Genomic DNA, 26,375 nt, shown 5'->3' with positions numbered 1-26,375 from the left:
CAACCTAGAACACTTCTGCACCGCCGCCGATTCGGGTCTGGTACACGCGGGCGTCGACGCCGCGCTCGCCGAAGGCGTCGAGCATCGTACTCGCAATCCGCCGGCGGTCCTCCTCGGCGCAGGCGGCGATAACCGTCGGGCCGGCCCCGGAGATGGTGACGCCGGTCGCACCAGCCGCCAGGGCGGCGTCACGGACCTGTTTGTAGCCGTCGATGAGTTTCGCGCGGGCCGGCGTCACGACGGTGTCGTGCATCCCCTGGCCGACGAGTTCGGGGTCGTCGCGGTGCATCCCCGTCGTCAGCGCCGCCGCGTTACCCACCGTCTCTATCATCTGGTCGACGCGGGCAGTCTCGGGGACGACGTTGCGCGCGTCCCGCGTCGAAACGACGATGTCTGGGAGGCAGGCCACGAGCGGGATATCGGCGTCGACCTGCGTGACGCCCTTCTCGGTGGCGATGGTGAATCCGCCCAGGATGGAGGGCGCGACGTTGTCGTCGTGGGCGTCGCCGGAGACGACGGCTTCGCCTTTGGCGGCGATGGGAACCAGTTCCTCCCGGGAGTAGCCTCGGTCGTACAGTTCATTCAGTCCGACGGCCGCCGCAGCGGCACTGGCTGCAGAGGAGCCAAGCCCCGACGCAGGGCGGACGCCCTTGTCGATCTGGATGCGGGCCGGGGCGTTGAGCGCATCGGCGACCGCACCCACGGTGTTCTTGTCGGGATCTTCCGGGATGTACTGGCTGCCAGCGCCGGTCATTTCGATGGTGACTCGGTCGGCCTTCTCCAGACGGACAACGTCGGCCGGACGCTCCAGTGCGACGCCGAACACGTCGAAGCCGCTCCCGAGGTTCGCACTGGTAGCCGGCGCCCGGACTGTCAGCATGCCTGCGAATTTCAGCAGTGTCGTCAAAAAGGTAGCGAACCGATACTGGAACTTTTTCCCAGTACTGAGAACGCGGCCCAAAGGCATAAGACAGGGAAACATGACCTTCGAGTAGGTATCGATATGGATGTCGACATCGCCACGGTCGCCATCCTGGGGAACACGGGTGGGGCACTCGTCGGTCTCGCGATTGCAATTGTCGCCGCCAGAAACCGGGATGTCCCCGGCGCTCGCCAGTACGGCTGGCTCGCGCTGGCCGGGAGCTGCTGGTGTGCTGTCTCGATATGGCGACTGGTGGTCACAGGCCCTGCCGCCGCCGAGACGGCGTACCTGCTGGAGCGGTTCGCCACGGTGCAGGTCATCGGCCTCTGGGTCGTCTTCGCGCTCGCCTACACCGGGCGACGGTCCTGGCTCCGCCCCTCCCGTCTCGTGCCGCTGTTTTTCGTGGTGAACGCCGACGCGCTATTACTGCTGACCAAGCAGATACACGGTCTCGTCGAGGTGACGGCGCTTCCCGTTACGCAGACCGGAACGACACTGTTCGTCATCATGCGCGGTCCCGCGTACGCAGTTTTCCTCGCCGTCAATTACTGGCTGTTACTGGTTGGCTACGCCCTCCTCGTCGAGTTCCTGTTCCGGTCGCGGAACGTCTACCGCCGGCAGACCGCGGCAATCGTTATCGGAACCGGCCTGCCGATACTCGTCGCCGTGCTGTACGACGCCGGCTACACGCCGCATCCGGCCATCGATTTCACGCCGGTGGCGTTCTCACTCAACGCGATACTCGTCGGCTGGGTCCTGTTCCGGGACGAGTCGCTGTCCGTGACGGCGCTGTCGGGTGACACCCTCGTCGACAACCTCCCCGACCCGGTGGTGGCAGTTGGTGCGGACTGTACCGTCATCGATTACAACGCCGCGGCGGCGACTGCGCTGGACCATCCGGACCCGAGCGGCGAACACCTCGATGACCTCGTTTCGGGCCTCTCCGATCACATCGAGCGCGGTGAGGTGTTTTCCTTTGGGGATTCGCTTACGTACTACAACCCACAGACGACGAGCCTCACCGACCAGTTCGGGACGGAACGCGGGCGACTCGTCGTCCTCAGGGATGTGACCGGACAGCAGCGCCGGCAGGACCGCCTCGAAGCGCTCCAGGCCGCGACCCAGCAGTTCATCGAGGCCGAAACCGCCGAGGCGGTCGCTGAAATGGCCGTCGAGTTCGCGACGGCCGTCCTCGACCAGAACGCGGCGGGCGTGTTCTTAGAAGACGACAACGTTCTCGAACCGACTGTTATCAGCGACTCGATCCAGAAACACGTCGAGGAGGAACTGCTGTACGGTTCGCCGACTGACGACCCCGAGAGTAACCTCTGGCGGACCTACGAAACCGGCGAGATACAGAATGTCTCGCTCGATCAGGACGGACTCGACCCGCTTGATAACGCGTTGATGCTGCCGCTTGGCGACTACGGCGTGATGGCGATTGCGTCACACGACACCACCTTCGCTACTGAAGACAGGCGATACGCCGCGATTCTCGCACAGACCACGCAGGTCGCCCTCGATCAGGTCGAGCGCGAGCGCGAACTCCGCCAGAGCCGCGGGTCGGTCAAACGACGCCGCGAGCAGATCGAGTTCTTCAACGGCGTCCTCAGGCACTCGCTGCACAACGCCATGGTCGTCATCCGCGGCCGCGCCGAACACATTAGAGACGACGTGCCGCCGTCGAAACAGCGGCATCTCGACAGCATCAGCGACTGGTGCGGGAAGCTCACGGACATGAGCGAGACGATCCGTGATATCAACAACACTGTGACGGCAAGCGAAACGGAGCGGTTGGACGCGATCGATCTTAACGCGACGATCCGGCGCTCCATCCAGGCGCTCCGGGTCGAGTACGACTCGGTATCGGTCGACTGCGAACTGGGCGGCGACTACTGCGTGCAGGCGAACGAGCTCCTGGAGGAAGTTCTTCTGAGTATTCTCCGGAACGCGATTGACCACAACAGCGCCGACACCCCGCAGGTGACGGTGTCAGTCCAGCAGGCTAGCGACTGGCTACAGGTCCGCATCGCCGACGACGGCCCCGGGATGAGCGACGAACTGAAGACGACGGTGTTCGAGCGCGGGCTCTCGCCCGACCAGACCGCTGGCGGCTTCGGGCTGTACTTCGTCTCGGTCATGATGGACCTGTACGGCGGCACGCTCTGGTTCGAGGACAACCATCCGACGGGGACCGTCGCAATCCTCGAATTCCAGCGGGTGCCGGGGGCTGAAGGACCGGATTACGAATCCCATCGTGATAGCGACGACGGGACGGCGACCGAAGCGCAAGCTAAATCCCACAACCACTGATAGGTCGGGGTATGATTGGCGTCGTCGGTGGCGGTATCGCCGGCCTCTCGGCAGCGTACCGGCTCCAGCAACGCGGCCACGAGGTCCGTGTCTTCGAAGCGAGCGAGGACCTCGGCGGCCTGGCAGCGACCTACGAGACGGCCGGGGACCCCATCGAGAAGTTCTATCACCATCTCTCGAAATCCGAGGAGACCATCGTCGACCTCGCCGAGGAACTGGGCCTCGGTGACGCCGTCGAGTGGCATATCGGCAAGAACGCCTACTACGTCGACGGCGTCGTTCACCCGATGGACAAGCCCTGGGAAATCCTCTCGTACCCGCATCTCTCGCTGTACGACACGTTCCGGCTGGGGATGCTCGTCCTCGATATCGACGTTCGCGGCGGCATCCCAAAATTCGACACCTACGAACGCTTGGAGGACTTCGAGGATGTGCCCATCGAGGAGTTCGTCGTCGAACACACCACCAGAGGGGTCTACGAGAACTTCTTCGAGCCGCTACTGGACGCGAAGTTCGGCGACCGGAAAGCCGACGTGAGCGCCGCGTGGCTGCTCGGGCGGGTCAAGTTCCGCGGCGAGCGGGACATCCTGAACGGCGAGATTCTGGGTTACTTCGACGGCGGCTTCGGCCGGTTGCTTGACGCGCTGGTCGACGCCGTGGGCCGTGACAACATCGCCACGGGCACGCGTGTGACTGACCTCGATACGAGCGGCGGGGCCGTCTCGTCGCTGACGGCCACCGACGGCACCGAGACGACGGTCCACGAGGTCGACGGCGTCGTCGTCGCGACGATGCCCAACGTCCTGGAGGAGCTGACCGGCTACACCTGCGAGATCGATTTCCAAGGGACGGTGTGTTCGGTCATCAGCATGGACGAATCTCTGCTCGATACGTACTGGCTGAACATCGCCGACGACGCCCCCTTCGGCGCGCTCATCGAACACACGAACTTCGTTTCCGCCGAGCGCTATGGCGGCGAACACCTGCTGTACGTCGCGCGATACATCCAGGACGAATCCGAAGCTGTCTGGCAACAGAGCGACGACGAGGTCGCCGAGACGTGGCTGCAGGGCATCGAATCGCTCTTTCCCGAGTTCGACCGCGACGCCGTCAACTGGATTCGGACGGGTCGAAACCCCCGGACAGCTCCGGTCTACGAACGCGGCTATCTGGAGATGGTCATTCCCTACGACCTTGGTGACGCCGTCGCCGACGGTCTCTACTACGCCGGCATGGCCTCACGCGCCCAGTACCCGGAGCGCTCGCTCAACGGCGGGATCGTCGCCGGGTTCGAGTGTGCCGACCGAATCGCAAGCGGACCGGCAGCGACGACGGACGACGATTCGCCGCTTTCGGAAGCCCAGCGCTGAGAGCGTCCTGCCGAAGAAATCCTGTAATCGCCCTCGGTTCAGTCGCCGGCCGCGCTTTCCACGTCATCCTCGTCGACGACCGGCGCGTCAGTCGGGCTCACATCGTCCGGTTCCTCGCGGCCGCCACCGACGATCATCTCGCCGTCTTCGGTTTCGACGTACACGTCGTCGGCGAAGCCACCGACGGCGTGGGGGTGTTCCGGCTCGTCCAGTTTCTCCGGCGTTGACGGGGCGTCGGCGACGCCGTCGGCCGGGCGGAACGTTCCGAGGGGGTCGTCGATGGTAATGTCGTGGGCGTCGAAAAAGTCCGCGTACCGCTCGTAGTGGGCTTCGAGTTCGTCGGCCGGGAACTCCATCATCTCCGTCCAGCCGTGGTTGTAGAAGTCGAAGTTCGCCTGGATGTGGGTGATCTCCCGGGCCTCGGCTTCCGAGTAGTCGGCCTGCAGCGCGGCCACGTAGGTGTCCATCGTGGCGTCGAAGAAGTCATCGAGGTGGTCGCGGCGCACCTCCCGGTGAGCCTCGTCGGCCTTCCCGAGGAAGATCTTGGTGTGGAGTTTCACCAGCCCGTAGTTGGCCAGCGACCGGACGCCGGGTGTGGTCAGCGCCTTCTTGCTCGCCCAGTGGCGCGGGTTCTGGTAGATTTTCATGTCACTCCCGGATACGGGTCCCAGCGCCTTCAAATCCCCGACTACCGGCGTCTTCCGTCCGATTCAGCGGGCTATCGCAAACGATACGCAGATAGCAATCCACATTAAGCCCGATTTCGTATCGGCCGTACATGAGCACGTCGCACGTGATAATCGGTGACGGCATTGCGGGTGCGTCCGCAGCCGAGACAATCCGGGAAGCGGACCCGGACGCGTCGGTCACGGTTCTGACCGACGAGGGGGAGGCACTGTACAACCGGATCCTGATCAAAGAGTTCGCCAAGGGGAAACTGCCGGAAGCGCCGATCTCGATCCACGAGCCGGAGTGGTACGACGAGCGCGACATCGACCTCCAGTTGAACACCCACGTCACGGATATCGACCCTGACGCCCACGAGATCCACACGCACGAGGGTGACACCTACGAGTACGACAAACTGCTGGTGGCCACGGGCGGGACACCGGCACAGGTCCCAGTCGAGAACAGCGACGCCGACGGTATCCACCACTTCTGGACGTTCCAGGACGCGCGTGGCATCCGCGAGCACGCTGAAGAAGCTGACCAGGGTATCATCGTCGGGGCGGGGCTGCTCGGTATCGACCTCGCCGCGGTGTGTGCTGCCCAGGGCATCGACGCGAAGTACCTGATGCGTGGCAACCGCTGGTGGCGCTACGCGCTCTCGGAGGACGGCGCGGAGATCATCCACGAGGCACTCGAAGAGAACGGCGTCGAACCCGTCTTCGAGTCCGGCGTCGACCACTTCGAAGTCGACGACGACGGCCACGTCACCGGCGCGGTCGACCCCGACGGCAACCACTACGACGGCGAGTGGGCCGGCGTCGCTATCGGTCTCGATTTCAACACCGAGTTCCTCAACGGAACCGGCCTGGAACTCGACGACGGCGTCGTCGTCGACGAGTACATGCAGACCAACGTCGAGGACATCTACGCCGCGGGCGACCTCACCCAGTTCTACGACACCATCCTCGACTCCCAGGCGCAAAACGGCGCGTGGGGCTCGGCCAAGGAGCAGGGCTCGGTCGCCGGCACGAACATGGTCGAAGACGCCGAGGCAGAGGAGTTCCGCTGGGTCTCCTCGTACTCCATCACGCACTTTGACTTCCCGTTCCTCTCCTTTGGTCACCCGACCCGTGGCGACGACGAGGCAGAGCGGAAGTACTCCGACAGCGAATGGCGACGCCTCGCCTTCGAGGACGGACAGCTCGTCGGCGGCGTGCTGATCGGCGACCTCTCACAGCAGTCGGCGTTCAAACAGCTCATCCGCGAAGAGCGCAAGGTCGCGGACAAAAAAGAGCTCCTGCTGGAGAAGGAAGTCGACCTCGAAGAAGTGAAGGCCCAGACGCCCGCACCAGCCGAATAACCGTCGCCACCGATCTTTTTACGCGCTGCGGACGTACCCACGCGTATGCGTAACGTCGTCTCCCGCGTCCTTACCTGGCTCACCGGGGCCGACGCGGACGAGTCAGCGGTCGAAACTGACGGGTCGGACGACAGCGGTGTCTTCGCCGGATCGCTGCTCGATTCGTCGGTCAACTACAGCCACGGCCAGAGCGACGCACAGGCGGCCAGCGAGGTGGCTGCAATACAGGACGAAGCCGAGCGCCTCGCCGAACAGGACCGGCACCGCGAGCGGTGACTGCCAGCGGAAGAACGACGCTCTTTTTTCGGCCTAAAGCGGAGAGTTGCGTATGGATGGCGGCAGCGGCGATATGACCCTCGCGTTCGACCTCGACGCTCTCAAGCAACTGGCCTATCCGGACAGCGTGTTCAACGACGCGCGCCAGTGGTCGGAGTACGTCGGCGTCATCTCCGAACAGCCCACCTACGTCGTGACGAACTTCACCCGGAAACATCGAATCCGGCAAGACTTCTTCTCCGGCCCGCGCGGCCGCGAGGAGAGCCTCGAAAACGTCAAAGAGCAGTTCGACACCGACCGGCACGTCTTCGTAGGTGCGAACGACGACGACGCCGACCTCGCCGAGACGGCGGGCTGGGAGTACCTGCCGGTCGAACAGGCCGCTGAGGCGGCCGACTGGGAACTGGGCGAACCCGAGGCCCCGGACGCACCGACAGAAGATGACGACGAGCGCGACGACTGGCCATAGGGCGCGCTCCGTCCCGCGTGCGAACGAGTGACAACAATTCGACTGGTTTTATATTCTCCCGGGCAGCGATTGAACGTATGGCCCTCCAAATCGGTGACGCCCTGCGTAGTGGTATCGACGACCTCCTCAGCGAAAACGGACTCCTGATTACCGGCGTCTTCCTCCTGTACAATCTCGGGAACACTGTCGCAAATTCCTCGCTCACCGGGGTGCTGTTCGACGAACTGATGGGTGCAGGTAGTCCCGGCGGGCCGGGCGGGGCCGGCGGAGCAGGGACACCCGGATTTTCGATGGCGGACTTCACCGGTCCGTTCGCACTCGATGTCGCAGCGCCGATTGCCCTCGTGCTGGCGCTGGTGTTCCTCGTGGTCGGGCAACTCGTCAAGTTCTGGGGCATCCGGCTGTTCGCCGAACCGGCGGAGATTATGGAAAAGAATACCTCTGAGAGAGCTGTTATGGCTGTCGTCCTCGGTGGCGGCGTTGCGGTTCTCACGTTCGCCGGTTCGATTGGTTCCACGGTATTGAATCTCAACGGCCAGCCACTGCTGGGTGGCCTCGCCGGACTCGTTGGCGGTCTCATCTCCTTGATTCTCGGCCTCGTTTTCGTTTATCTCCTCCAGTCGATTGCCCTGTACGACGGCGGCTACGTCGAGACGCTCAAACACTGCGCGGCTCGGTTCATGGACGCCCCGGCACAGATCATCGTCCTCCTGTTCCTGCTGTTCCTTATCGGTATCATTCCGGGGATTCCCTCGACAGCCTCGGTCCTGTCGATGTTCCTCCCCGGCACGTTCGACCTGCCGTCCCAGTCGATCCTGCAGGTCGCGTCGATGGTGCTGAACGCGCCGGTGCAGGCGTTCAGTCTCGCCGTGATTACCGATGCCTACATCCAGGTGCGGGCGGATCAGGACGACAACGATTTCTGAGAACCGGTCCCGATTGCTTACCGGCCACTGCTGTCGGGCCCTCGTTCACTGCGAAATATTCATTCAGTTTTATATTCCAGCCGGGAGGGCTGGCGTCTATGGCCCTCCAAATCGGCCGTGCCTTCCAAGACGGTATCGACGAGTTTCTCAGTGAACGCGGTGCGGTGTTTGCTGGCGCATTCATCGTACTCGGGTTGGCCAACGGCATCATCTGGACATCGTTGTCCCAGGGTCTCGTAGAGTTATTCATCGGGTCCCTACCGAGCGACGTAGAGGCCCAGACAGTGATGAGCGAAACCGCGCCGCTGGCGTTCGAAATACCCGTTGCCGTGGCCGCTGTCGGCGCACTCGCTCTGTTCGTCGTCAGCGAGGCGCTGAACATCGTCGCAATCCGGGCGTTTGCCAGTGACACCAGCGACCCGATTCCGGACAACGTCGGTCGGCGACTCGGCAAGACTGTCGCGGTTGCGATTGCGGCCGGCATCCTGACAGCCATTGCCGTTGGCATCGGCATTATCCTGCTCATCATCCCCGGACTACTGCTCGCATTCCTGTTTTTCTTCGTCCGGCAGGAAATCGCACTGAACGACAGCGGCGTCATCGAGTCCATCAGCAACAGTATCGGTATCGTCATCGACAACATCGTTCCCGCAGCCGTTCTCTTCGTGGTTCTCGGGGTGCTCGGACTCGTTATCGGTGCCGCCTTTGGCTTCCTTCCGATATCGCTGCCGGCGATGGTTTCGACGACGGTTTCGACAGTCCTTTCGAGCGTTGTCGGCGTGTTCTCGATTGCTGTGACGACAATGGCGTACCTTCAGGCCACTGAGTCCGAGCCTAACGGTGCTCACATGACGGAGTCTGTCGGCGGACTGTAGGCCGCTGCGGTTCGTATCGCGGCCTTTAACCACGCGAGCGACCAATCGCGGGTAATGGCTGAACCGCGCGTGCCCGGCGGGCGCGAGTCCGAACTCGAACTGCCCTGTGGCGAACGCGTCGACACGCATGACCTCCATCTGGGGATGCGGGAGTTCGCGTGTGACTGCGGGAAGACACACGCCGTCGTGCTCGACCCGCACCCGCTGGCGCGCTTCGTCCCGGAATTTCTTACCGAAGTGCTGCACGCGACCATCGAGACCAACGACGACTACGACGAGTTCACGACGGTCCACCTGATGGGCGTCGTCATGGAGGAGTTCCCGGACGAGGTCGTCGCCGCCGACACCAGCGAGGACGGGTCGGTCGGCTTCTCGCTGGCGTGGGTGAGCGACTTCGACTCCCGCCGCCTCCACGAGATCGTCGTCGAACTGCTCGTGGAACTGATGGAACACGCTATCAGCCACGCCGAGGACGACGACGTGATGGCCGAGTTCGAGGAACAGATGCTGCAGTTCGATGTCGACGTGTTCGTCGAGCAGTACCGCGAGGAGCGGAACTTCGACGGGCGGTCGGACACCGCAATCTGACTGCCTGCGACCTGAGTACTTTGTGGGTATAGCTCACACAGTGACGTATGGCGGGTCGCGCGGCGGTCCTGTTCACGCTCGTGCTCTTGCTTTTGGCCGGTTGTGGAGCCTTCGGTGGGACGGACCGCCAGACCGTGACGCCAGTTCCGGTCCCCGAGGACGCCCAGGATGACCGCCTCGACGCGGCAGTGACTGGGGATACTGTCGACGCACGGGAACTCGCGGCGGCACACCGGCGCGCGACGCGGAACCGCTCGTACGTGCTGGGGATCAGACTGTCTCTTGAGTGGGGCACGCAGATCGTCTCCGTCGTCGTCGAAGACAGGCACAACTACGAATATCGTACCGAAATCGTCGACCAGAACTACACCAAGCGGGTGTATACCAACGGGGACCGCCGATACATCTACGACGAGCGAACGCAGCGAGCCTGGACCGCGACGCGACAGCCGATTCCGGTCAGCAGGGTACTCGACCCGGATCCCGCTCGACTCATCGAAGCCTACCTGGCCACGAATGTCAGCGTCGACCGCCCGCGAGACGACTGCGACACCTGTACCACGACGCTCACGGCCACAGATCCACCGGCGGCGTTCGAACCAGCCGAAAATTTCAGCGCTCGGGCCGATGTCCGGCCGGACGGCCTCGTCCAGTCGCTCACAGTCTCGTACTGGGACCCCACCAGGGACGCCATGGTCAGATACGAAATTCGATACTCCGCAATCGGCGATACGACCGTCTCCCGGCCGGCGTGGGTCAGCAAGCGCTGGTCGAACGCGACAGACAGCGACCCCGCGCTGTCTGACAGCACTGCCGGTACGCCGTCCGTTGGTTTGCCGAAATCCGCCGTCTGACTGCTGTCTGACGGTGTTATATGGTTGATGCGGTGTTGTACCAGTGTATGGCTATGCGCGAGGGAGAGTTCGAGCGTATCCTGACGGTGCTCGAAGAAGCCGACGCCGACGGCACACTGACGGCCAGCGAAATCTGTGATTTGCTCGAAGAACACGACGAGGAGTTCGGGAGCGCCCATCGGGTAGCGACCGTCCTCGGTCGTCGTGCCCAGACCGGCGAGGTCGAGGTCATTCAGGGCCAGCCCTACCGCTATCGCGTTCCCGACCGAAACAACTGACCGTTCGGCAGCACTGCTGCCGTCACAGTGACAGTTCGGGGACCAGCGGGTGAGACTTTCCACCGTGTGACGCCCTCGCATTACGATATTCGAAATTTGGCTTCGAGCTTCGCATCCTTTCGCCGGGCTTATTACGATGTGTAGACTCCGCTCGTACAATGACAGCGGACGAGGACCGTACAATCCTACTCATCGGCAGCGGACCGATCAAGATCGGACAGGCGGCCGAGTTCGACTACTCCGGCGCACAGGCGTGCCGTGCCCTTCAGGAGGAAGGTGCTCGCGTCGTGCTCGTGAACTCGAACCCGGCGACGATTATGACCGACCCGGAGATGGCCGACAAGGTGTATCTCGAACCCATCAACACTGAAGCCATCTCGGAGATCATCCGGAAGGAGAACCCCGACGGCGTCATCGCCGGGCTGGGCGGCCAGACCGGCCTCAACGTCACGGCCGAACTCGCAGAGGAGGGCATCCTCGACGAGTACGACGTGGACGTGATGGGGACGCCACTGGACACCATCTACGCGACGGAGGATCGGGACCTATTCAAACAGCGGATGGAGGACATCGGCGAGCCGGTGGCGCGCTCGACGACCATCACGCTCGACGAGGGCGAGTCGGTCACCGACCTCGACGAGGAGTCGCTCGTGGACCGCGTCGAGGCGGCCGTCGACGAAGTCGGCGGGCTGCCCGTCATCGCACGTACGACGTACACGTTGGGTGGGTCCGGCTCCGGCGTCGTCGACGAGATGGACGAACTCATCGAGCGGGTCCGTAAGGGCCTGCGCCTCTCGCGTAACAACGAGGTGCTCATCACCGAGTCCATCGAGGGCTGGGTCGAACTCGAATACGAGGTGATGCGGGACGCCGACGACTCCTGTATCATCATCTGCAACATGGAGAACATCGACCCGATGGGCATCCACACCGGCGAGTCCACCGTCGTCACGCCCTCGCAGGTCATCCCCGACGAGGGCCACCAGGAGATGCGCGACTCCGCGCTGAAGGTCATCCGCGAACTCGGCATCGAGGGCGGCTGTAACATCCAGCACGCCTGGCGCGACGACGGCACGCCCGGCGGTGAGTACCGTGTGGTCGAAGTCAATCCACGCGTCTCCCGCTCCTCGGCACTGGCCTCGAAGGCGACCGGTTACCCCATCGCCCGCGTTACGGCGAAGGTGGCGATGGGCAAGCGCCTCCACGAGATCGACAACGAAATCACGGGCGAGACGACGGCGGCGTTCGAGCCGGCCATCGACTACGTCGTGACGAAGGTGCCACGCTGGCCCATCGACAAGTTCCAGGACACCGAGTTCGAGCTCTCGACGGCGATGAAATCCACCGGCGAGGCGATGTCCATCGGTCGGACCTTCCCTGAAAGCCTGCTGAAGGCGCTGCGCTCCTCCGAGTACAACCCGGCTGTTGACTTCAACGAGGTCGACGACGCGGAACTCGAAACGGAGTACCTCGAAAAGGCGACGCCTGACCGCCCGTACGCGATGTTCGAGGCGTTCACGCGCGGCTACACGGTCGAAGAAGTCGTCGATATCACGGATATCGAGGCGTGGTACGTCGAGCGGTTCAAGGAAGTCGCAGACGCCGCCAAGGCCGCCCGGAACGGCGACTACGAGACCGCCGCACAGGCCGGCTTCACCGACCAGGAAATCACCGCGCTGGCCGGCGGCGAGTTCAACGACACGCACGTCTCCTGGCTCCCGGCAGACCTCGGCGACGACGGCGGCGACGAGCCGGAAGTCGAAGCGGCCACCGACGGCTCCGGTATCACCGTCGACACCGTCGAGACCGACACCACCGACCGCGACTTCAAGCTGGTCGACACCTGCGCCGGCGAGTTCGAGGCGACGACGCCGTACTACTACTCGACACGGGATCCGGTCTCGGGCATCGACCGCAACGAACTCCAGATCGACCCGGGCATCGAGAGCGTCGTCGTCGTCGGCGGCGGCCCAATCCGCATCGGGCAGGGCGTGGAGTTCGACTACTGTTCGGTCCACGCCGTCCGCGCGCTGGAGGAACTGGGCATCGACGCCCACGTCGTCAACAACAACCCCGAGACGGTGTCGACCGACTACGACACCAGTGATGGGCTGTTCTTCGAACCGGTCACCGCCGAGGAAGTCGCCGATGTCATCGAGGCGACCAACGCTGACGGCGTGATGGTCCAGTTCGGCGGCCAGACCTCCGTCGACATCGGCCACCCGCTCGAACAGGAACTCCAACGCCGCGACCTCGACTGTGAGATCATGGGGACCTCTGTCGACGCGATGGACCTCGCGGAGGACCGCGACCGGTTCAACAAGTTGATGGACGAACTCGGGATCTCACAGGCCGAAGGCGGCTCCGCGACATCCAAGGAGGAGGCCCTGGACCTGGCCCACGACATCGGCTACCCGGTCCTCGTGCGTCCGAGTTACGTGCTCGGCGGCCGCGCGATGGACGTGGTGTACAACGACGAGGACCTCGAAACGTACATCGAGGAAGCCGTCCGCGTGAGCCCGGACAAGCCGATTCTCGTCGACGAGTTCCTCGCCGATGCCGTCGAACTGGACGTTGACGCCGTGGCTGACGAGGACGACGTGCTCATCGGCGGTGTCATGGAACACGTCGAGACGGCCGGCGTCCACTCCGGGGACTCGGCGTGTATGATTCCGCCACGCTCCCAGGAGATCAAGGACGTGATGCCCCGCATCCGTGCGGTCGTCGAGGACATCGCCGACGCACTGGATACGGTCGGCCTGCTGAACGTCCAACTGGCGGTCCGCGACGGCGAGGTGTTCGTCCTCGAAGCGAACCCGCGCTCCTCGCGTACCGTTCCGTTCATCTCCAAGACCGCCGGCGTCCCGATTGCCAAAATTGCCGCGAAGGTGATGTCCGGGGCGTCGCTCGAAGACCTCGACGTACAAGAGCAGATTCCCGACCAGGTGTCGGTCAAGGAGGTCGTGCTGCCCTTCGACCGCCTGCCGGGTTCGGACCCACGTCTCGGCCCGGAGATGAAGTCCACCGGTGAGGTCATGGGCACCGCCGGCTCCTTCGGCAAGGCCTACCAGAAGGCCCAGATGGCCGTCGGCAAGCCGATCCCCCTCGAAGGAACTGCGATTGTCGACCTTCCGATTCTGGGCTTCGAGGAGCACTTCGACGTACAGGACTTCGACGACTACGAGGACACGGAGGCCATCATCGACGCCATCCAGAGCGGCGAGGTCGACCTCGTCGTCTCCCGCGACCGCGACGTGCTGGAAGCCTGTGTCGAGGAGACGGTCACGTATTTCTCGACTCGCGAGAGCGCCGAGGCGGCGCTGGAAGCCATCAACTCCGCCGACCAGCCACTCGCCGTCCAGGCCATCGACGAACGGCCAAAGACCCAGCGCGAGTGGGGCGCTGAGTAAGGCGGTCATCTCTTTTAGCGGCTCGGGCGGCTACCCACAGCGGGACGAATTCCTATCAGCCAATCAACTGGACAGAAATACTTATTCATTCGACACGCTCACACATGAGCAATGGCTGAGGCCGTGCGAGTTTTACACGTCGACGACGACGCCGAATTCGCGTCCATGACGGCGGCGTTTCTCGCTCGTCTCGACGACTGCTTCGACGTGACAACGGCATTGTCGGCGGACGAAGGGCTCACTCGGCTGAGCGATGAGTCCGTCGACTGCGTCGTGTCGGATTTCGACATGCCGAAGAAAGACGGTATCGAGTTTCTGGAGTCCGTCCGGACGGTCGATGATGACCTGCCGTTTATCCTCTTTACCGGCAAAGGCTCCGAGGAAGTAGCGAGCGAGGCGATTTCGGCCGGCGTGACCGACTATCTCCAGAAACAGCAGGGGACCGACCAGTTCACGCTGCTGGCAAACCGTATCACCAACGCGGTCGAGCAGTACCGGTCCCGCCGGGCGCTCGAAGCGAGTCGGGAGCGGCTCTCGCTGTTTATCGATAAGTCACCTCTCGGCGTCATTGAATGGGACGAGAACTTCGAGATCGTCCAGGTCAATGAAAAAGGCGAGGCGATTCTGGGGCGTTCGGAGGCGGACCTCGTCGGCAAGCGGTTCGACACGCTTGTCCCGGAGTCGGAACTGGAGACGGTCGAGGAGACGATTACGGCCCTGCAGGACGACAGCGGCGGCTACAACGCGGTCCTCGATATCGAGACCGGCGACGGCGAACAGATCGTCTGTGAGTGGCACAACCGCATCATTCGAGACGAGGGGGAGACCGTCGCGATTTTCTCGCAGTTCCAGGAGATAACTGCACGGCAGCGGCGACAGCAGCGTATCGAAGCGCTCCACGATACGACCCGTGAACTGATGAACGCCGAGTCGCGAGAGGCCGTCGCTGGACTTGTCGTCGAGACCACGCGCGACCTGCTCGGGTTTCCGATCAGCGGTGTCTTTTTGTACGACGAGTCGACTGACTGCCTCAGACCGGGCGCAGTGACCCACCAGGCACGGGCGACTCTTGGTGATATTCCGACCTTCAGCGCGGGTGACGGCCTCATCTGGACGGTGTTCGAATCCGGCGAACAGCGCGTCTTCGATGACGTGTCCACCCACCCGGACCGGTACAACCCCGAGACGCCCCTCAGAAGTGAGATTCTGCTGCCGCTCGGCGATCACGGCGTGCTGGCCGCCGCCTCGACTGACATCGCCGCGTTCGAGGATGCGTCGGTCTCGCTGCTCCAAACCCTCGCCGCCAACACCGAGGAGGCGCTTTCCAGACTCGACCGGGAGCGGGAACTCCGAACGCTCACGGAGCGCCACGAACTTGCGCTTGAGAGCGCTGAACTCGGCGTCTGGGACTGGAACGTCCAGACGGACGAAGTCACGTTCGACGAGCGATGGGCCAACATGCTCGGTTACTCACTCGACGAACTCGACCCGACGGTAGACACCTGGGATGACCTTATCCACCCCGAAGACCGGCAGCGGACCTACGAGGCGCTGAACGCCCATCTCGACGGTGAGACGGAGACATACGAATGCGACCACCGGCTCAAGACGGCCACTGGCGAGTATCGGTGGATCCGCGACATCGGCAAGGTGTTCGAACGTGACGAGAACGGCGACCCGCTCCGTGCAGTGGGGATTCATCAGGACGTGACCGAACACAAAGAACGGAAACAGGAACTCGAAGACACGAGCCGCAAACTGCAGGTCATTCTCGACACGGCACCGACGTACATCCTGATGAAAGACACTGACAGTCAGTTCCTCTTCGTCAACGACGCGGCCCGTGACATGTTCGGACTCGACGCCGACGAGTCCGTCGTCGGGCTGACGGATTACGACCTCTTTCCGGAGCACATCGCGGACCAGACCTACGCCGACGACCAGCGCGCCCTCGAAACGAGAGACACTGTCGAAGTCGAGGAGGTGATTCCCGTTGCCGGGACGGAGCGGACGCACCTGACGCGAAAGACGCCGATCCTCGACGAGGACGGCGAGCCGTACGCTCTCTGTGTCGTCGCAACCGATATCACAGAGCAGAAACGGCGCGAGCGGGAACTGGCTCGGCTCACCGACGAGTACGAGGCGGTCTTCGAGAACACGAACGACGCCATTGCGCTCGTCGACGTTGAGGGGTCGACCGAGGACCCGACCTTCCGGTATATCCGGACGAACCAGGCTTACGAACGGCGAACCGGACTCGGCACCGAATCGGTGGCCGGCCAGACCCCGGCCGAGGCCGCCGGCCAGGACACTGGGAGTCGAATAACTGCTCACTACGAGCGGTGTGTCGCCAACGGCGGCACCATTACGTTTGAGGAAACCGACGAGTTCCACACCACCGGCGTCTGGGAGACACAGATAACGCCGATCTTCGCCGACGAGGAGATCACCCGCCTCGTCGTCATCTCCCGGGACATCTCCGACCGCATCGAGTACCGCGAGGAACTGGAGCGGCAAAACGACCGGCTCGAAGAGTTCGCAAGCATCGTCAGTCACGACCTCCGGAACCCGATCAGCGTCCTCGAAGGCTCACTCGCTCTCGCCAGAGAGACCGGCGACGACGAGCAGTTTGACCGCTGCTATCGCGCAATCGATCGCATGAAAGAGCTCATCGAGGATCTGCTCACCCTCGCCCGCGAGGGGGAGACGGTCTCGGAGACGGAGCCGCTCGACCTCGAATCGACTGTGCAGTCCTGCTGGTACGCCGTCGAGACATCGGACGCGACCCTCGAAATCACCACCGAGAGCACGATCTACGCCGATGAGAGTCGGACCCGCCAACTCCTCGAAAACCTCATCAACAACGCCGTGACACACGGCGGCCCGGATGTTACTGTGGAGGTCGGCGATATCGGAGATTCGGGCTTTTACGTCGCCGACGACGGTCCCGGGATTCCGCCGGAGAAACGCGAGAGCGTGTTCGAAAGCGGCTACACCACCTCTGACGATGGCACCGGGTTCGGCCTCGTTATCGTCAAGGAGATCGCGGCGGCACACGACTGGTCCGTGTCCGTGACTGAGAGCGACGACGGCGGCGCACGGTTTGAGTTCACCGGTGTCAAGCAAGTGTTCTGACGTGGTAGCCACTCGCCACTGACAGCTCCGCTTTGACTTCCAACTCAGAACTATCACCGGCTAAATATCGGCTATATGCAGGCCATCAACACCATCTGGTGACTATCTGTCCTGTTCTGGGACAATAATGGCACGTTCGTAACACTCATTTTCGGGGCTGTAGCACTACCAGTATGCATCGCGTTGCAACCGCTGTCGCTCTTTCGGGAGCCCGATGATAGAGAACGTCGCAGACCGGGCGGAGACGGTCGCGGAGATGGCTCCCAGTGACTCGGTTACGACGGCGGTCCTCGCTGGGCACGAGAGCCGATTCTCGGAGTCGCCGCCGCTGAACAACCCACCGCTGACCTACCTCGACGGCGCGGAAGCACCGGCGTATCTCCTGACAAACGGGAAGCGCGGCGTCGGTCGCGGGACGAAACGCAAGACCGACTCGCCGGTCGGGGACCGCCGGACAGTCATTCTGATCACTGGCCGTCGGACGCTCTGTCTTATCGGGAAAGACGAGGACGACGAGGTCATCGAGGTCCCACACGAGTCGGTTGCAGATGTCACCACCAAGACTGGGTTCCGTGCGCACCGACTCGCGCTCCGGACTCCACGGAAGATGTACCACTGCTGGGTCCACCGCAAGACCGACAAATCGGTCCTCAAGGCGGCCGCCGAGTTCATCGAGAATCATCAACAGGAGAGTCCGGACTCCATCGACGGCGACGACAACGCCAATCGGGTCATGTATCGCGGCCGACCCGTCGCGCCACAAGACACCACGACCGACGATACGGAGAGCGACCAGACGACATACTACCGCGGGCAGCCAATCGACGACGACAGCGACTGATAGTGATTCTTGGAGCGATTTACCGGGACGCGCCGTCCTCCGGGGGCGGCGCTATCCGGAAATAATCTACAAGAATCACTATGAGCCACTCGATTCCTATTCGCTCGCCTCGAACTGGGCTACTACTCGTGGCTGCGCCGCTCGTATATCGAGGCCGCGTCGCGGCCTCGCTGGTCACCCGACGCGCTCGTTTAAAATCAACCTCACTCGGCGAATTCCGATTCATCGAGTTGGCTCGCGTGGCTCGCCACGCGTTACCCAACTCGTTCGTTCAGAATTAGCCTCGTCTTCGTCCCCACGACCTCTTCTAACTCCCGCGCTTTGGTGATGAGTCCGTTAACGGCGTCGGTGTCCGCGGCGTCGACGACGACGACGATGTCCTCCTCGCCGGAGACCTGCCAGACGAAATCGACCTCCTGCCACTCGGCGATGCGGTCGGACACCTCGCCCGTGTCGACGTTCACGTCGACGCTGACCTCGATCATCGCTTTCACGTTGCCGGTCCGCGTCGCGACGGTAAAGCGTTCGATGACGCCGTCGTCGACCAGCCGCTCGACGCGGTTTCGTACGGTCCCTTCCGACGTACCGACCCGGTCCGCGATTTCCGTGTACGGCGTTCGGGCGTCCCGGCGGAGTATCGAGAGTATCTCCCTGTCGAGGTCGTCCATCGAGATGTGACAGTATCACCGGTCGTGACTTGAGGATTACGAAATTCGAAACTCGTCTTCGAAAGCAACCCTTATGGCCGACTATAGTATACGCATCTCGTAATGGCTGACGCATACGTGGCAATCGAAGGCGACCGCGTCATCGAGGCGCGCGCTCGCGCTCCCGGCACCGCCCGTGGCGAACTGGTATTCACAACGGCGTACACCGGCTATGAGGAGAGTCTCACCGACCCCTCCTACGAGGAGCAGGTCCTGACGTTCTCCTACCCGCTGATCGGGAACTACGGCGTCCGAGAGGAGCGCTTCGAGTCCGACCGCGTCCACCCGCGCGCGGCGGTGGCCCGCGAGATGACCGACGACGTGGCCGAGTGGCTGGAGAGCGAGGGCGTCCCCGCTGTCGACCACCTCGACACGCGCGACATCGTCACCGAAATCCGCGACGAGGGGGCGATGAAATGCGGCATCGCCGCCGGTCCGGACGTGACCGAACAGGACGCGCTCGATGAACTCCACGAGTGCAAGCACATGTCCGATCACACCGACATCGGCGCGCAGGTGTCCGTCGACGAGGTTGAGGTCCACAACGAGGGCGGCGACGGCGAGACGGTCGCGCTGGTCGACTGCGGCGCGAAGGGTTCTATCGTCTCCTCGCTGGTCGAGCGCGACGCCGAGGTCCATGTGTTCCCCTACAACGCCAGCGAGGACGACGTGGCCGCGGTGGACCCGGACCTGCTGTTCATCTCGAACGGTCCCGGCGACCCCGAGAACTTCGAGCAGGCCGGCGAACTCGTCGAGACCTACGTCGGCGACGTACCGCTCGCGGGCATCTGTCTCGGCCAGCAGGTCGTCGCCAACGCCTTGGGCGGCGAGACCGAAAAGATGGAGTTCGGCCACCGCGGCGTGAACCAGCCGGTCCGTGACCTGCGTTCGAACCAGGTCGTCATGACGACCCAGAACCACGGCTACACCGTCGCCGACCCCGGCGACAAGCTCGACGTGACCCAGATTAACGTCAACGACGATACGCCAGAAGGGCTGGAGAACGACGACCTGAACATCATCACGCGTCAGTACCACCCCGAGGCCAACCCCGGCCCACACGACTCGCTTGGCTTCTTCGATGATGTGCTGGGGATGGCGGGGGAGTAGCGCGGTTCGGAGCGAGCAACGCGAGTGAGAACCGCGAATTCCGAACGGCGAGCTGGAGCGAGCCGTGAGGAGTAGCGAGGACGCGAACGAAGTGAGCGGCCCCGTTTCATGCGAACGGCGACGGTAGGAGCCGTGAGGAGAGCGAAGGGCGCGAACGAAGTGAGCGGCCTCGTTTCATGCGAACGGTGAGCGTCAGCGAGCCGTGAGGAGTAGCGAGGGGCGCGCGAAGCGCGGCTCTCGGAATTGCGAGCGGAGCGGGACCTTCGGTCCCGCAGGCAGTCGGGCGGTATTGCCGCCCGACGACGGGGAGGAACGACCCGTGAGGAGAGCGAAGGGCGCGGACGGAGTGAGCACCCTCGTTTGATTGGGAACGGCTGGGCGACGCCGTGGCCTCGTCCAGTCCGGACGTGACACCTTGATTTCATACTGATCGAGCTACGACAGCCGGTATGCAGTTTCCGGCGGGCCTGGATATTGACATCGTCTCGACGTACGGCCAACTCGCAACGGACGGCGCACAGTTTCTCGCCGTCGCGGCGCTGCTCTACGCTATCGGTCGGCTGCTCGCCGTCCCGGTGGTTCGATGGGCGTTGTCACGGACAGGGACCAACAAGACGGTCGCGAGCGCACTGACCAGCGCCGTCCATCTGGTGTCGGTCGTCCTCGCTGTTATTATCGGGGCCAGCGTCGCGGGCTTTCGGGGCGCGCTCGCGGGGTCGACGCTGCTGGCGGCGGGCATCACGCTGGCGGTGGGGCTGGCCGCACAGGACGTGCTGGGGAACTTTGTCGCTGGCGCGTTCATCGTGACCGACCCGGACCTGAATGTCGGCGACACCATCGCCTGGAACGGAATAGAGGGGACGGTGATGGACATCGACCTGCGCGTGACCCGAATTCGGACGCCGGACAACGAGCGCATCATCGTCCCGAACACGACGCTGGCGACGAGCGCGGTGACGAACCAGACCTCAACCGGACCTATCGGGATCTCCTACCAGTTCGGCATCAGCTACGACGACGACATCGACACGGTCCGGTCCATCATCGAGAACGCCGCCCGCGATATCGACCACGTCTCGGAGAAACCGGCTCCGACAGCCAGGGTCAGCGACCTCGCCCCCACAGCGGTCATCCTGACAGGCCGAATCTGGATTCCCAACGAGCGACGGAACCGAGTCGTTTCAGTCAGGTCAGCGTTCATTCAGCGGGTCCAGGAGGACTGTCACGCGGAGGGTATCGACCTCAGCGATACGAGCCAGCACGAACTCTCCGGCGATATCGGCGTTTACGACGGTGTTGGGTCGCCGGACGAACCGACCGGTGAGTGACCGGTCGGGACACGGTACGGTCTGGGAGACGATTCTGCCGGCTGTCGCTTATGAGACCAGGGACCGGCGTCCGTACGTTTATATCTGCTCATAAGATGGTACGTATATGGACGAGAAGCGCTTCGTCGTCGCCCTCTTCGGTCTCGCTGTCTCGGTGGTGGTGGGTGTGCTCGCGTACCAGTTCATCGCGGCGCTCACTGTGTCGGTGTTCCTCTACTACTCGACACGGCGGTACTACAGCTCGCTGCGTCGCTTGCGCCTCCCCGCACGGATTCGCGCGGTCGTCGTTATGGCCTCACTGGCGCTGCCGCTGTTGTTGCTCGTCAGCTACGCGACCGTCCTGCTGATCGTCGAAGCCCGGCAGTTCGTCACCCAGTATGCGCTTATCGACGTGGCCGCGACCCACGTCAGTTGGCTCGACGGCGCGGATTCGGTCCCCGACCTCACCGTCGAGGGGCTGTACGAGGCCTATCAGTCCGGGCAGCTCACGCCCTTTGTCGACTTCCTCAGCGAGAATGCAATGGTGCTTACGTCGGTCATCTCCGAATTCGTCCTCAATCTGTTCATCACGACCATCGTCACGTACTACCTCCTCGTGGACGGCCGGCGCATCCGCGAGTGGCTGCTTCGGTTCGACGACGACGCCATCATCCGCGAATATCTCGAAGCCGTCGACGAGGAGCTTGAGGCGGTGCTGTTCGGGAACCTCCTGAACGTCCTGGCGATATCGCTCATCGCCATTGCCGCGTTCACCGGCTACAACGCCGTGGTCCCGACAGCTGTGGAGGTCCCGTATCCGACGCTCGCCGGCGCGCTGACCGGTATCGCCAGCCTGATTCCCGTCGTCGGGATGAAAGTAATCTACCTCCCGCTGACCGGTATCGCCGCGCTCCCGGTGGTACTCGACGGCCAGTCCTCGCTGCTCGTGTACGTGCTCGGATTTCTCCTCGTCGCGGTGGTCGTCGTCGACACGATTCCGGACCTCCTGCTCCGGCCGCTGCTCAGCGGCGAGAACACCCACGTCGGACTCCTCATGCTCGCGTACACGCTCGGTCCCGTCGTGCTCGGGTTCTACGGCCTGTTTTTCGCGCCGATACTGCTCGTCGTCGGACTGACGTTCGCAAATACGGCGCTGCCACGGCTGCTCGGTGCCGGCGAACCGGACGGCCTGTCGCCCGACCAGATGCGGCTCAACGACTTCCGGTAGCCCCAGGGCGCGCTCTCACTCCGACGTTTCGTCCGTCAGCCCGTCAAGCAGGTGTATCGCGCCGTGTTTGTCCAGCGGGTCGTTGGCGTTCCCGCAGTGGGGCGACTGCACGCAGGCCGGACAGCCGTCGGCACAGTCACACGCAGTCAGCATCGAGAGCGTGGTGTCCATCAGCGGTCCGATGTCGTGGTAGCCCGCCCGTGTCAGGCCGATGCCGCCGGGGTAGCCGTCGTAGATGAAGATGGTCGGCTCGCCGGTGTGGGGGTGCCGCGGTGTCGACAGGCCGCCGATGTCGCCGCGGTCACAGAGGTACTCGAAAGGGAACATCGAAATCATGGCGTGTTCGGCGGCGTGGATGGCCCCTGGGAAATCGCCGGGGTCGCTGCCGCCGTCGGTGGCTGTTTCGCCGGGCTGCCCAGTACTGCCGCTCTCGCCTCCGTACGCGCCCTGTCGTATCTCGCTTTCTAGGTCCGACGGCACGGTGTGGTACAGCGCTTTCGTCTCTAAGGTCGTCTCGGGCAGGTCGAGCGAGCGCTGTCCCAGCACCTCCCCGGATGAGCCGTCGCGGCGCTCGTAGCCGGTGATCTGCTTGCGCATCGTCACCGATGCGAACCGTACCGGCACGTCCTCCCGGGTCGGCAGTCGCCGCTCCGCAAGGTCGGCCTCGACGGTGATGGTCTTGTCGTGCAGGACGCGAGTGAAGTAATCGGCCCACGTCCGGTCGAGCTGTGCGACGCCCGCATCCAGGTCGAGGTCGGTCACCTCGTAGCGTCGGCCCTGATGGTGGTAAATCGCGCCGGGGTGGGCGTCCCGCAGCGCGTCCTCGACCGAGAGCTTCGCTATCACGTCGCCTTTCGCCACCAGTTTCACCTCGCCGTCGTCGACAGTCCGCAGGCTCATCTCGTGGTGTGGGCTGCCGTTGCCCAGCCAGCGCATCCCCTGGTCGGTCTGGCGGCGGTCGAGCTTCCCAGCCGATTCGAGGTCCGCGACCACGTCGGGGAACCGATCGCCGAAGTGGCGGTCGTCCTCGGGCGAGAGCCAGTTCTCGCAGGCGGCCGCGTGGACGTGGGCCGGGAGCAGTTGCTCGTTCTCGGGGTTGGTCACGGCCTGCTCGGCTCCCGTCTCGAACAGCGCGTCGGGGTTGCGCAGGACGTACTGGTCCAGCTGGTCCTCGCCGCCGACCAGCGCGACCAGCGCGGGGTCGGTGCCACGGCCGGCCCGGCCGGCCTGCTGGAACGCCCGCATCCGCGTCCCGGGGTACCCGTCCAGCAACACGGCGTCGAGGCCCCCCACGTCGACGCCCAGTTCGAGGGCGCTTGTCGACCAGACGCCGCGCAAGTCGCCGGACTGCAGGCCCCGTTCCAGTTCGCGCCGGCGGTCGTCGGTCAACGCGGCCTGGTACGCACCGACGCTGTCTGCCAAGTCGTGTTCGCCGCGGCTCCGGAGTTCGTCGGCGCTGTCGCTGGCGTACCGTTCGGCCGTCTGGCGCGACCCGGCGAACACGACCGTCTGGAGGCCCCGCTCGACGAGGTCCACGAACAGCTGTTTCGTCTCAACGTGGTTCGATTTCCGGCGGCCGCTCCCCCAGCCGTCGCCCTCGTACTCCGGCGGGTTCCACAGCACCCAGTGGCGCGGCCCGCTGGCGCTGGCGTCCTCGTCGACCAGCGCGAACGACGATTCGGACTGGCCGGTGACGGCCGCCGCGTGCTCGACTGGGTTGCCGATGGTCGCAGAGCAACAGACCCATTCCGGACCACCCGGGGTGGCGCTCTCGCTCACCGCACCGTTGCTGCCGGCGTCGAACCGCTCGGCGACCCGCTGGAGGCGACGCAGCACCAGCGAGACGTGACTGCCGAACACGCCGCGGTAGCCGTGGACCTCGTCGATTACGACGGTTTCGAGGCGCTGGAAGAACCAGTCCCACAGCCGGTGGGCGTGGGGCAGAATCCCGTAGTGGAGCATATCGGGCGTCGTCAGCAGGACGGTCGGCTGGCGCTCCCGGATGGCCTCCTTCTCGGATTTGGACTGGCGGCCGGTGTACTGGGCGACGGAGACGCCGGAGGCGAAGCCAAGTCCCTGGGCAAGGTCCGACAGCGTCTCCGTCTGGTCGTTGATGAGCGCGACCTGGGGTGCGACGTATAGCGTCGTTGCCCGGCGGTCAAGCGCCCGCTCGAAGGCCGGCACGGTGTAGGCGAGGCTCTTGCCGCTGGCCGTCTCGGTCGCGAGGACGACGTTATCACCGGCCCGGACCGCCTCGATAGCGTCCACCTGGTGGGCGTAGAGGTCCGTGATGCCTCGGTCTTCGAGGACATCGGCGAGGCGGTCAGGCAGGTCGCAGTCCGCGGTTTTCGCGTCTCGGCCGGGGACCGTCCGCTGGTCGACTATCTGTCCCTCGTAGTACGGCCGGTCCCGGAGCCACGCGATCGTGTCGTCCACGGGCGGTTTACGTGGACGAGGGGTATCGGTGTTGCTGTTCTCAGTCGGTGGGGGACTGGTTGGGCGGCCGTACCGCGTCGCTCCCCTCTGCGGGCGGCAGGGACGCGACCGCCGCCGGGAGCGCGACCAGCGGGACGGTGTCGTCGACGCCGCTGACGGTCGCCCTATCGCCCGTCTCGACGCCGAGTCGGGCGCGACCGGCCTCGACCACCGGTGCGTTCCTGTCGCCGACTGCCCCCGCGACCACGACGGCGTCGGCGGCCCGGGCGAAGCCGACCGCGCGCTCGCGGGCCGCGTCGTCGACGCCGGCGAAGGACGGGACCGTCACCGCCTCGCAGTCGAGTTCGGCGGCGCGTTCGGCGGCCGCGTCGCCGGCCGGAACGACCCCGACGGTCACCCGGCAGTCGGCTCCGACGAGCGCCGCGAGGGCGTCGGCCGCCGGCGCGCCGGTCCCGACGACGTGGACCCGCCGGTCGACCGACTCCCGCTCGGCCAGCGGCGTCACCAGCGGCGCGTCGGTTCCGGGCTGGGTCGTCACCAGCGTCTCCGCGTCGAAGGCGTCACGGAGCGTGTCGCTGGTGAGCACGTCGCTCGGGCGGCCCGCGGCGCGAACTCCGCCGCCGGCGAGCAACACCAGTTCGTCGCAGTACCGCGCCGCCAGATTGAGGTCGTGGATGGCGGCGACGGCCGTCTTCCCGTCGGCGACGAGCGAGCGGACCAGTTCGAGCGTCCGGACGGCGTGGTTGATGTCCAGGTTCGCCGTCGGCTCGTCGAGCAAGAGGAGCGGCGTCTCTTGGGCCAGCGCTCGGGCCAGCAGGACGCGCTGGCGCTCGCCGCCGGACAGCGAGGTGAACGGCCGGTCGGCGAACCGGACGACGCTCGCGCGCTCCATCGCCGTCTCGACGGCGCTGTGGTCGCGCTCGCCCATCCGGTCGAAGCGCCCGAGGTGGGGCGTCCGCCCCATCTCTACGGTCTGTCTGACGGTGAAATCGAAGGAGAGGTCGGTCCCCTGGGGCGTGCTGGCGACGAGGCGACCGACTTCCTTCGCCGAGCGGTCCGAGACCGGTTCGCCGTCGACGCGGACCGTCCCGCGGTCCGGGGCCAGCGTCCCCTTGACCGTCCGCAGGACCGTCGTCTTGCCCGCGCCGTTGGGGCCGACGAGGCCGACGAACGACCCCCGGTCGACGCCGAAATCGACACCCGACACGACCGACTGGTCGCCGAAAGCCACCGAGAGGTCGGCCACGTCGAGCATCGGCCCGGCGCGGTCCTGCTCGGGGTCCGTGCCGTTGGACCTGCTC

At 64.4% G+C, this 26,375-nt stretch carries 21 protein-coding genes; 16 read left to right on the top strand and 5 right to left on the bottom strand.

Annotated features, from left to right (window positions below; translation table 11 throughout):
- Positions 1-4: 4 nt before the first annotated feature.
- On the bottom strand, positions 5-880 hold the full coding sequence (locus Harman_RS05285) for a homoserine kinase (protein WP_137682750.1): 876 nt from the start codon (positions 878-880) through the stop codon (positions 5-7).
- 123 nt (positions 881-1,003) lie between these two features.
- Here Harman_RS05285 and Harman_RS05280 point away from each other — a divergent pair, with 123 nt between their 5' ends.
- Together Harman_RS05280 and Harman_RS05275 are read left to right on the top strand one after the other, a co-directional pair.
- The gene (locus tag Harman_RS05280; RefSeq protein WP_137682749.1) at positions 1,004-3,235 is read left to right on the top strand and encodes a sensor histidine kinase; all 2,232 of its coding nucleotides are present in this window, start codon (positions 1,004-1,006) and stop codon (positions 3,233-3,235) included.
- Positions 3,236-3,246: 11 nt separating this feature from the next.
- Positions 3,247-4,605: an NAD(P)/FAD-dependent oxidoreductase gene (locus tag Harman_RS05275; protein WP_137682748.1), complete on the top strand. Its 1,359-nt coding sequence runs from the start codon at positions 3,247-3,249 to the stop codon at positions 4,603-4,605.
- A gap of 38 nt (positions 4,606-4,643) precedes the next feature.
- Here the strand turns inward: Harman_RS05275 and Harman_RS05270 are convergent, their stop codons facing one another.
- Positions 4,644-5,252 carry a DUF6149 family protein gene (locus Harman_RS05270; protein WP_137682747.1) on the bottom strand — a complete coding sequence of 203 codons (609 nt, stop codon included), beginning with the start codon at positions 5,250-5,252 and terminating at the stop codon, positions 4,644-4,646.
- 131 nt (positions 5,253-5,383) lie between these two features.
- On the opposite strand from Harman_RS05270, the gene Harman_RS05265 reads away from it, so the two are divergent.
- The 11 genes from Harman_RS05265 to Harman_RS05215 all read left to right on the top strand — a co-directional run bounded on the left by Harman_RS05265 (position 5,384) and on the right by Harman_RS05215 (position 18,286).
- The gene (locus tag Harman_RS05265) at positions 5,384-6,634 is read left to right on the top strand and encodes an NAD(P)/FAD-dependent oxidoreductase (RefSeq protein WP_137682746.1); all 1,251 of its coding nucleotides are present in this window, start codon (positions 5,384-5,386) and stop codon (positions 6,632-6,634) included.
- Positions 6,635-6,679: 45 nt separating this feature from the next.
- Positions 6,680-6,910, top strand: coding sequence for a hypothetical protein (locus tag Harman_RS05260; protein WP_137682745.1), 231 nt, complete (start codon positions 6,680-6,682; stop codon positions 6,908-6,910).
- A 52-nt stretch (positions 6,911-6,962) separates the two neighbouring features.
- Positions 6,963-7,379 (top strand): DUF7124 domain-containing protein, encoded by a 417-nt coding sequence (locus tag Harman_RS05255; RefSeq protein ID WP_137682744.1) that lies wholly within the window; start codon positions 6,963-6,965, stop codon positions 7,377-7,379.
- Between the two features lie 77 nt (positions 7,380-7,456).
- A complete protein-coding gene (locus Harman_RS05250; RefSeq protein WP_137682743.1) occupies positions 7,457-8,305 on the top strand; it encodes a hypothetical protein in 849 nt (282 codons plus the stop codon).
- Positions 8,306-8,403: 98 nt separating this feature from the next.
- Entirely contained in the window at positions 8,404-9,180 is a 777-nt protein-coding gene (locus Harman_RS05245; RefSeq protein ID WP_137682742.1) for a DUF7847 domain-containing protein, read from the top strand.
- A gap of 54 nt (positions 9,181-9,234) precedes the next feature.
- The gene (locus Harman_RS05240; RefSeq protein WP_137682741.1) at positions 9,235-9,768 is read left to right on the top strand and encodes a DUF5815 family protein; all 534 of its coding nucleotides are present in this window, start codon (positions 9,235-9,237) and stop codon (positions 9,766-9,768) included.
- 47 nt (positions 9,769-9,815) lie between these two features.
- A complete protein-coding gene (locus Harman_RS05235; RefSeq protein ID WP_137682740.1) occupies positions 9,816-10,622 on the top strand; it encodes a hypothetical protein in 807 nt (268 codons plus the stop codon).
- Between the two features lie 47 nt (positions 10,623-10,669).
- Complete coding sequence (locus Harman_RS05230; RefSeq protein ID WP_137682739.1) at positions 10,670-10,900, top strand: hypothetical protein; 231 nt, start codon at positions 10,670-10,672, stop codon at positions 10,898-10,900.
- Between the two features lie 158 nt (positions 10,901-11,058).
- The gene (carB, locus tag Harman_RS05225; RefSeq protein WP_137682738.1) at positions 11,059-14,310 is read left to right on the top strand and encodes a carbamoyl-phosphate synthase large subunit; all 3,252 of its coding nucleotides are present in this window, start codon (positions 11,059-11,061) and stop codon (positions 14,308-14,310) included.
- 111 nt (positions 14,311-14,421) lie between these two features.
- Positions 14,422-17,445 (top strand): PAS domain S-box protein, encoded by a 3,024-nt coding sequence (locus Harman_RS05220; protein ID WP_137682737.1) that lies wholly within the window; start codon positions 14,422-14,424, stop codon positions 17,443-17,445.
- Positions 17,446-17,659: 214 nt separating this feature from the next.
- Positions 17,660-18,286, top strand: a complete 627-nt coding sequence (locus Harman_RS05215) for a hypothetical protein (RefSeq protein ID WP_137682736.1) — start codon at positions 17,660-17,662, stop codon at positions 18,284-18,286.
- A 254-nt stretch (positions 18,287-18,540) separates the two neighbouring features.
- On the opposite strand, the gene Harman_RS05210 is transcribed toward Harman_RS05215, so the two are convergent.
- Positions 18,541-18,954, bottom strand: a complete 414-nt coding sequence (locus Harman_RS05210; RefSeq protein WP_137682735.1) for an Lrp/AsnC family transcriptional regulator — start codon at positions 18,952-18,954, stop codon at positions 18,541-18,543.
- A 102-nt stretch (positions 18,955-19,056) separates the two neighbouring features.
- On the opposite strand from Harman_RS05210, the gene carA reads away from it, so the two are divergent.
- From carA to Harman_RS05195, 3 genes are all read left to right on the top strand, one after another.
- On the top strand, positions 19,057-20,103 hold the full coding sequence (gene carA / locus Harman_RS05205) for a glutamine-hydrolyzing carbamoyl-phosphate synthase small subunit (RefSeq protein ID WP_137682734.1): 1,047 nt from the start codon (positions 19,057-19,059) through the stop codon (positions 20,101-20,103).
- A gap of 449 nt (positions 20,104-20,552) precedes the next feature.
- Complete coding sequence (locus Harman_RS05200) at positions 20,553-21,431, top strand: mechanosensitive ion channel family protein (protein WP_137682733.1); 879 nt, start codon at positions 20,553-20,555, stop codon at positions 21,429-21,431.
- 106 nt (positions 21,432-21,537) lie between these two features.
- The gene (locus tag Harman_RS05195) at positions 21,538-22,638 is read left to right on the top strand and encodes an AI-2E family transporter (protein ID WP_137682732.1); all 1,101 of its coding nucleotides are present in this window, start codon (positions 21,538-21,540) and stop codon (positions 22,636-22,638) included.
- A 15-nt stretch (positions 22,639-22,653) separates the two neighbouring features.
- On the opposite strand, the gene Harman_RS05190 is transcribed toward Harman_RS05195, so the two are convergent.
- Together Harman_RS05190 and Harman_RS05185 are read right to left on the bottom strand one after the other, a co-directional pair.
- Positions 22,654-25,074 (bottom strand): DEAD/DEAH box helicase, encoded by a 2,421-nt coding sequence (locus Harman_RS05190; protein ID WP_137682731.1) that lies wholly within the window; start codon positions 25,072-25,074, stop codon positions 22,654-22,656.
- Positions 25,075-25,114: 40 nt separating this feature from the next.
- Positions 25,115-26,329, bottom strand: a complete 1,215-nt coding sequence (locus tag Harman_RS05185) for an ATP-binding cassette domain-containing protein (RefSeq protein WP_137683135.1) — start codon at positions 26,327-26,329, stop codon at positions 25,115-25,117.
- Between the last annotated feature and the right edge of the window lie 46 nt (positions 26,330-26,375).

The organism is Haloarcula mannanilytica (genome assembly GCF_005406125.1).
GTDB lineage: Archaea > Halobacteriota > Halobacteria > Halobacteriales > Haloarculaceae > Haloarcula > Haloarcula mannanilytica.
The sequence above is the reverse complement of the archived record's forward strand: the minus strand, read 5'-3'. Positions and strand labels throughout refer to the sequence as shown.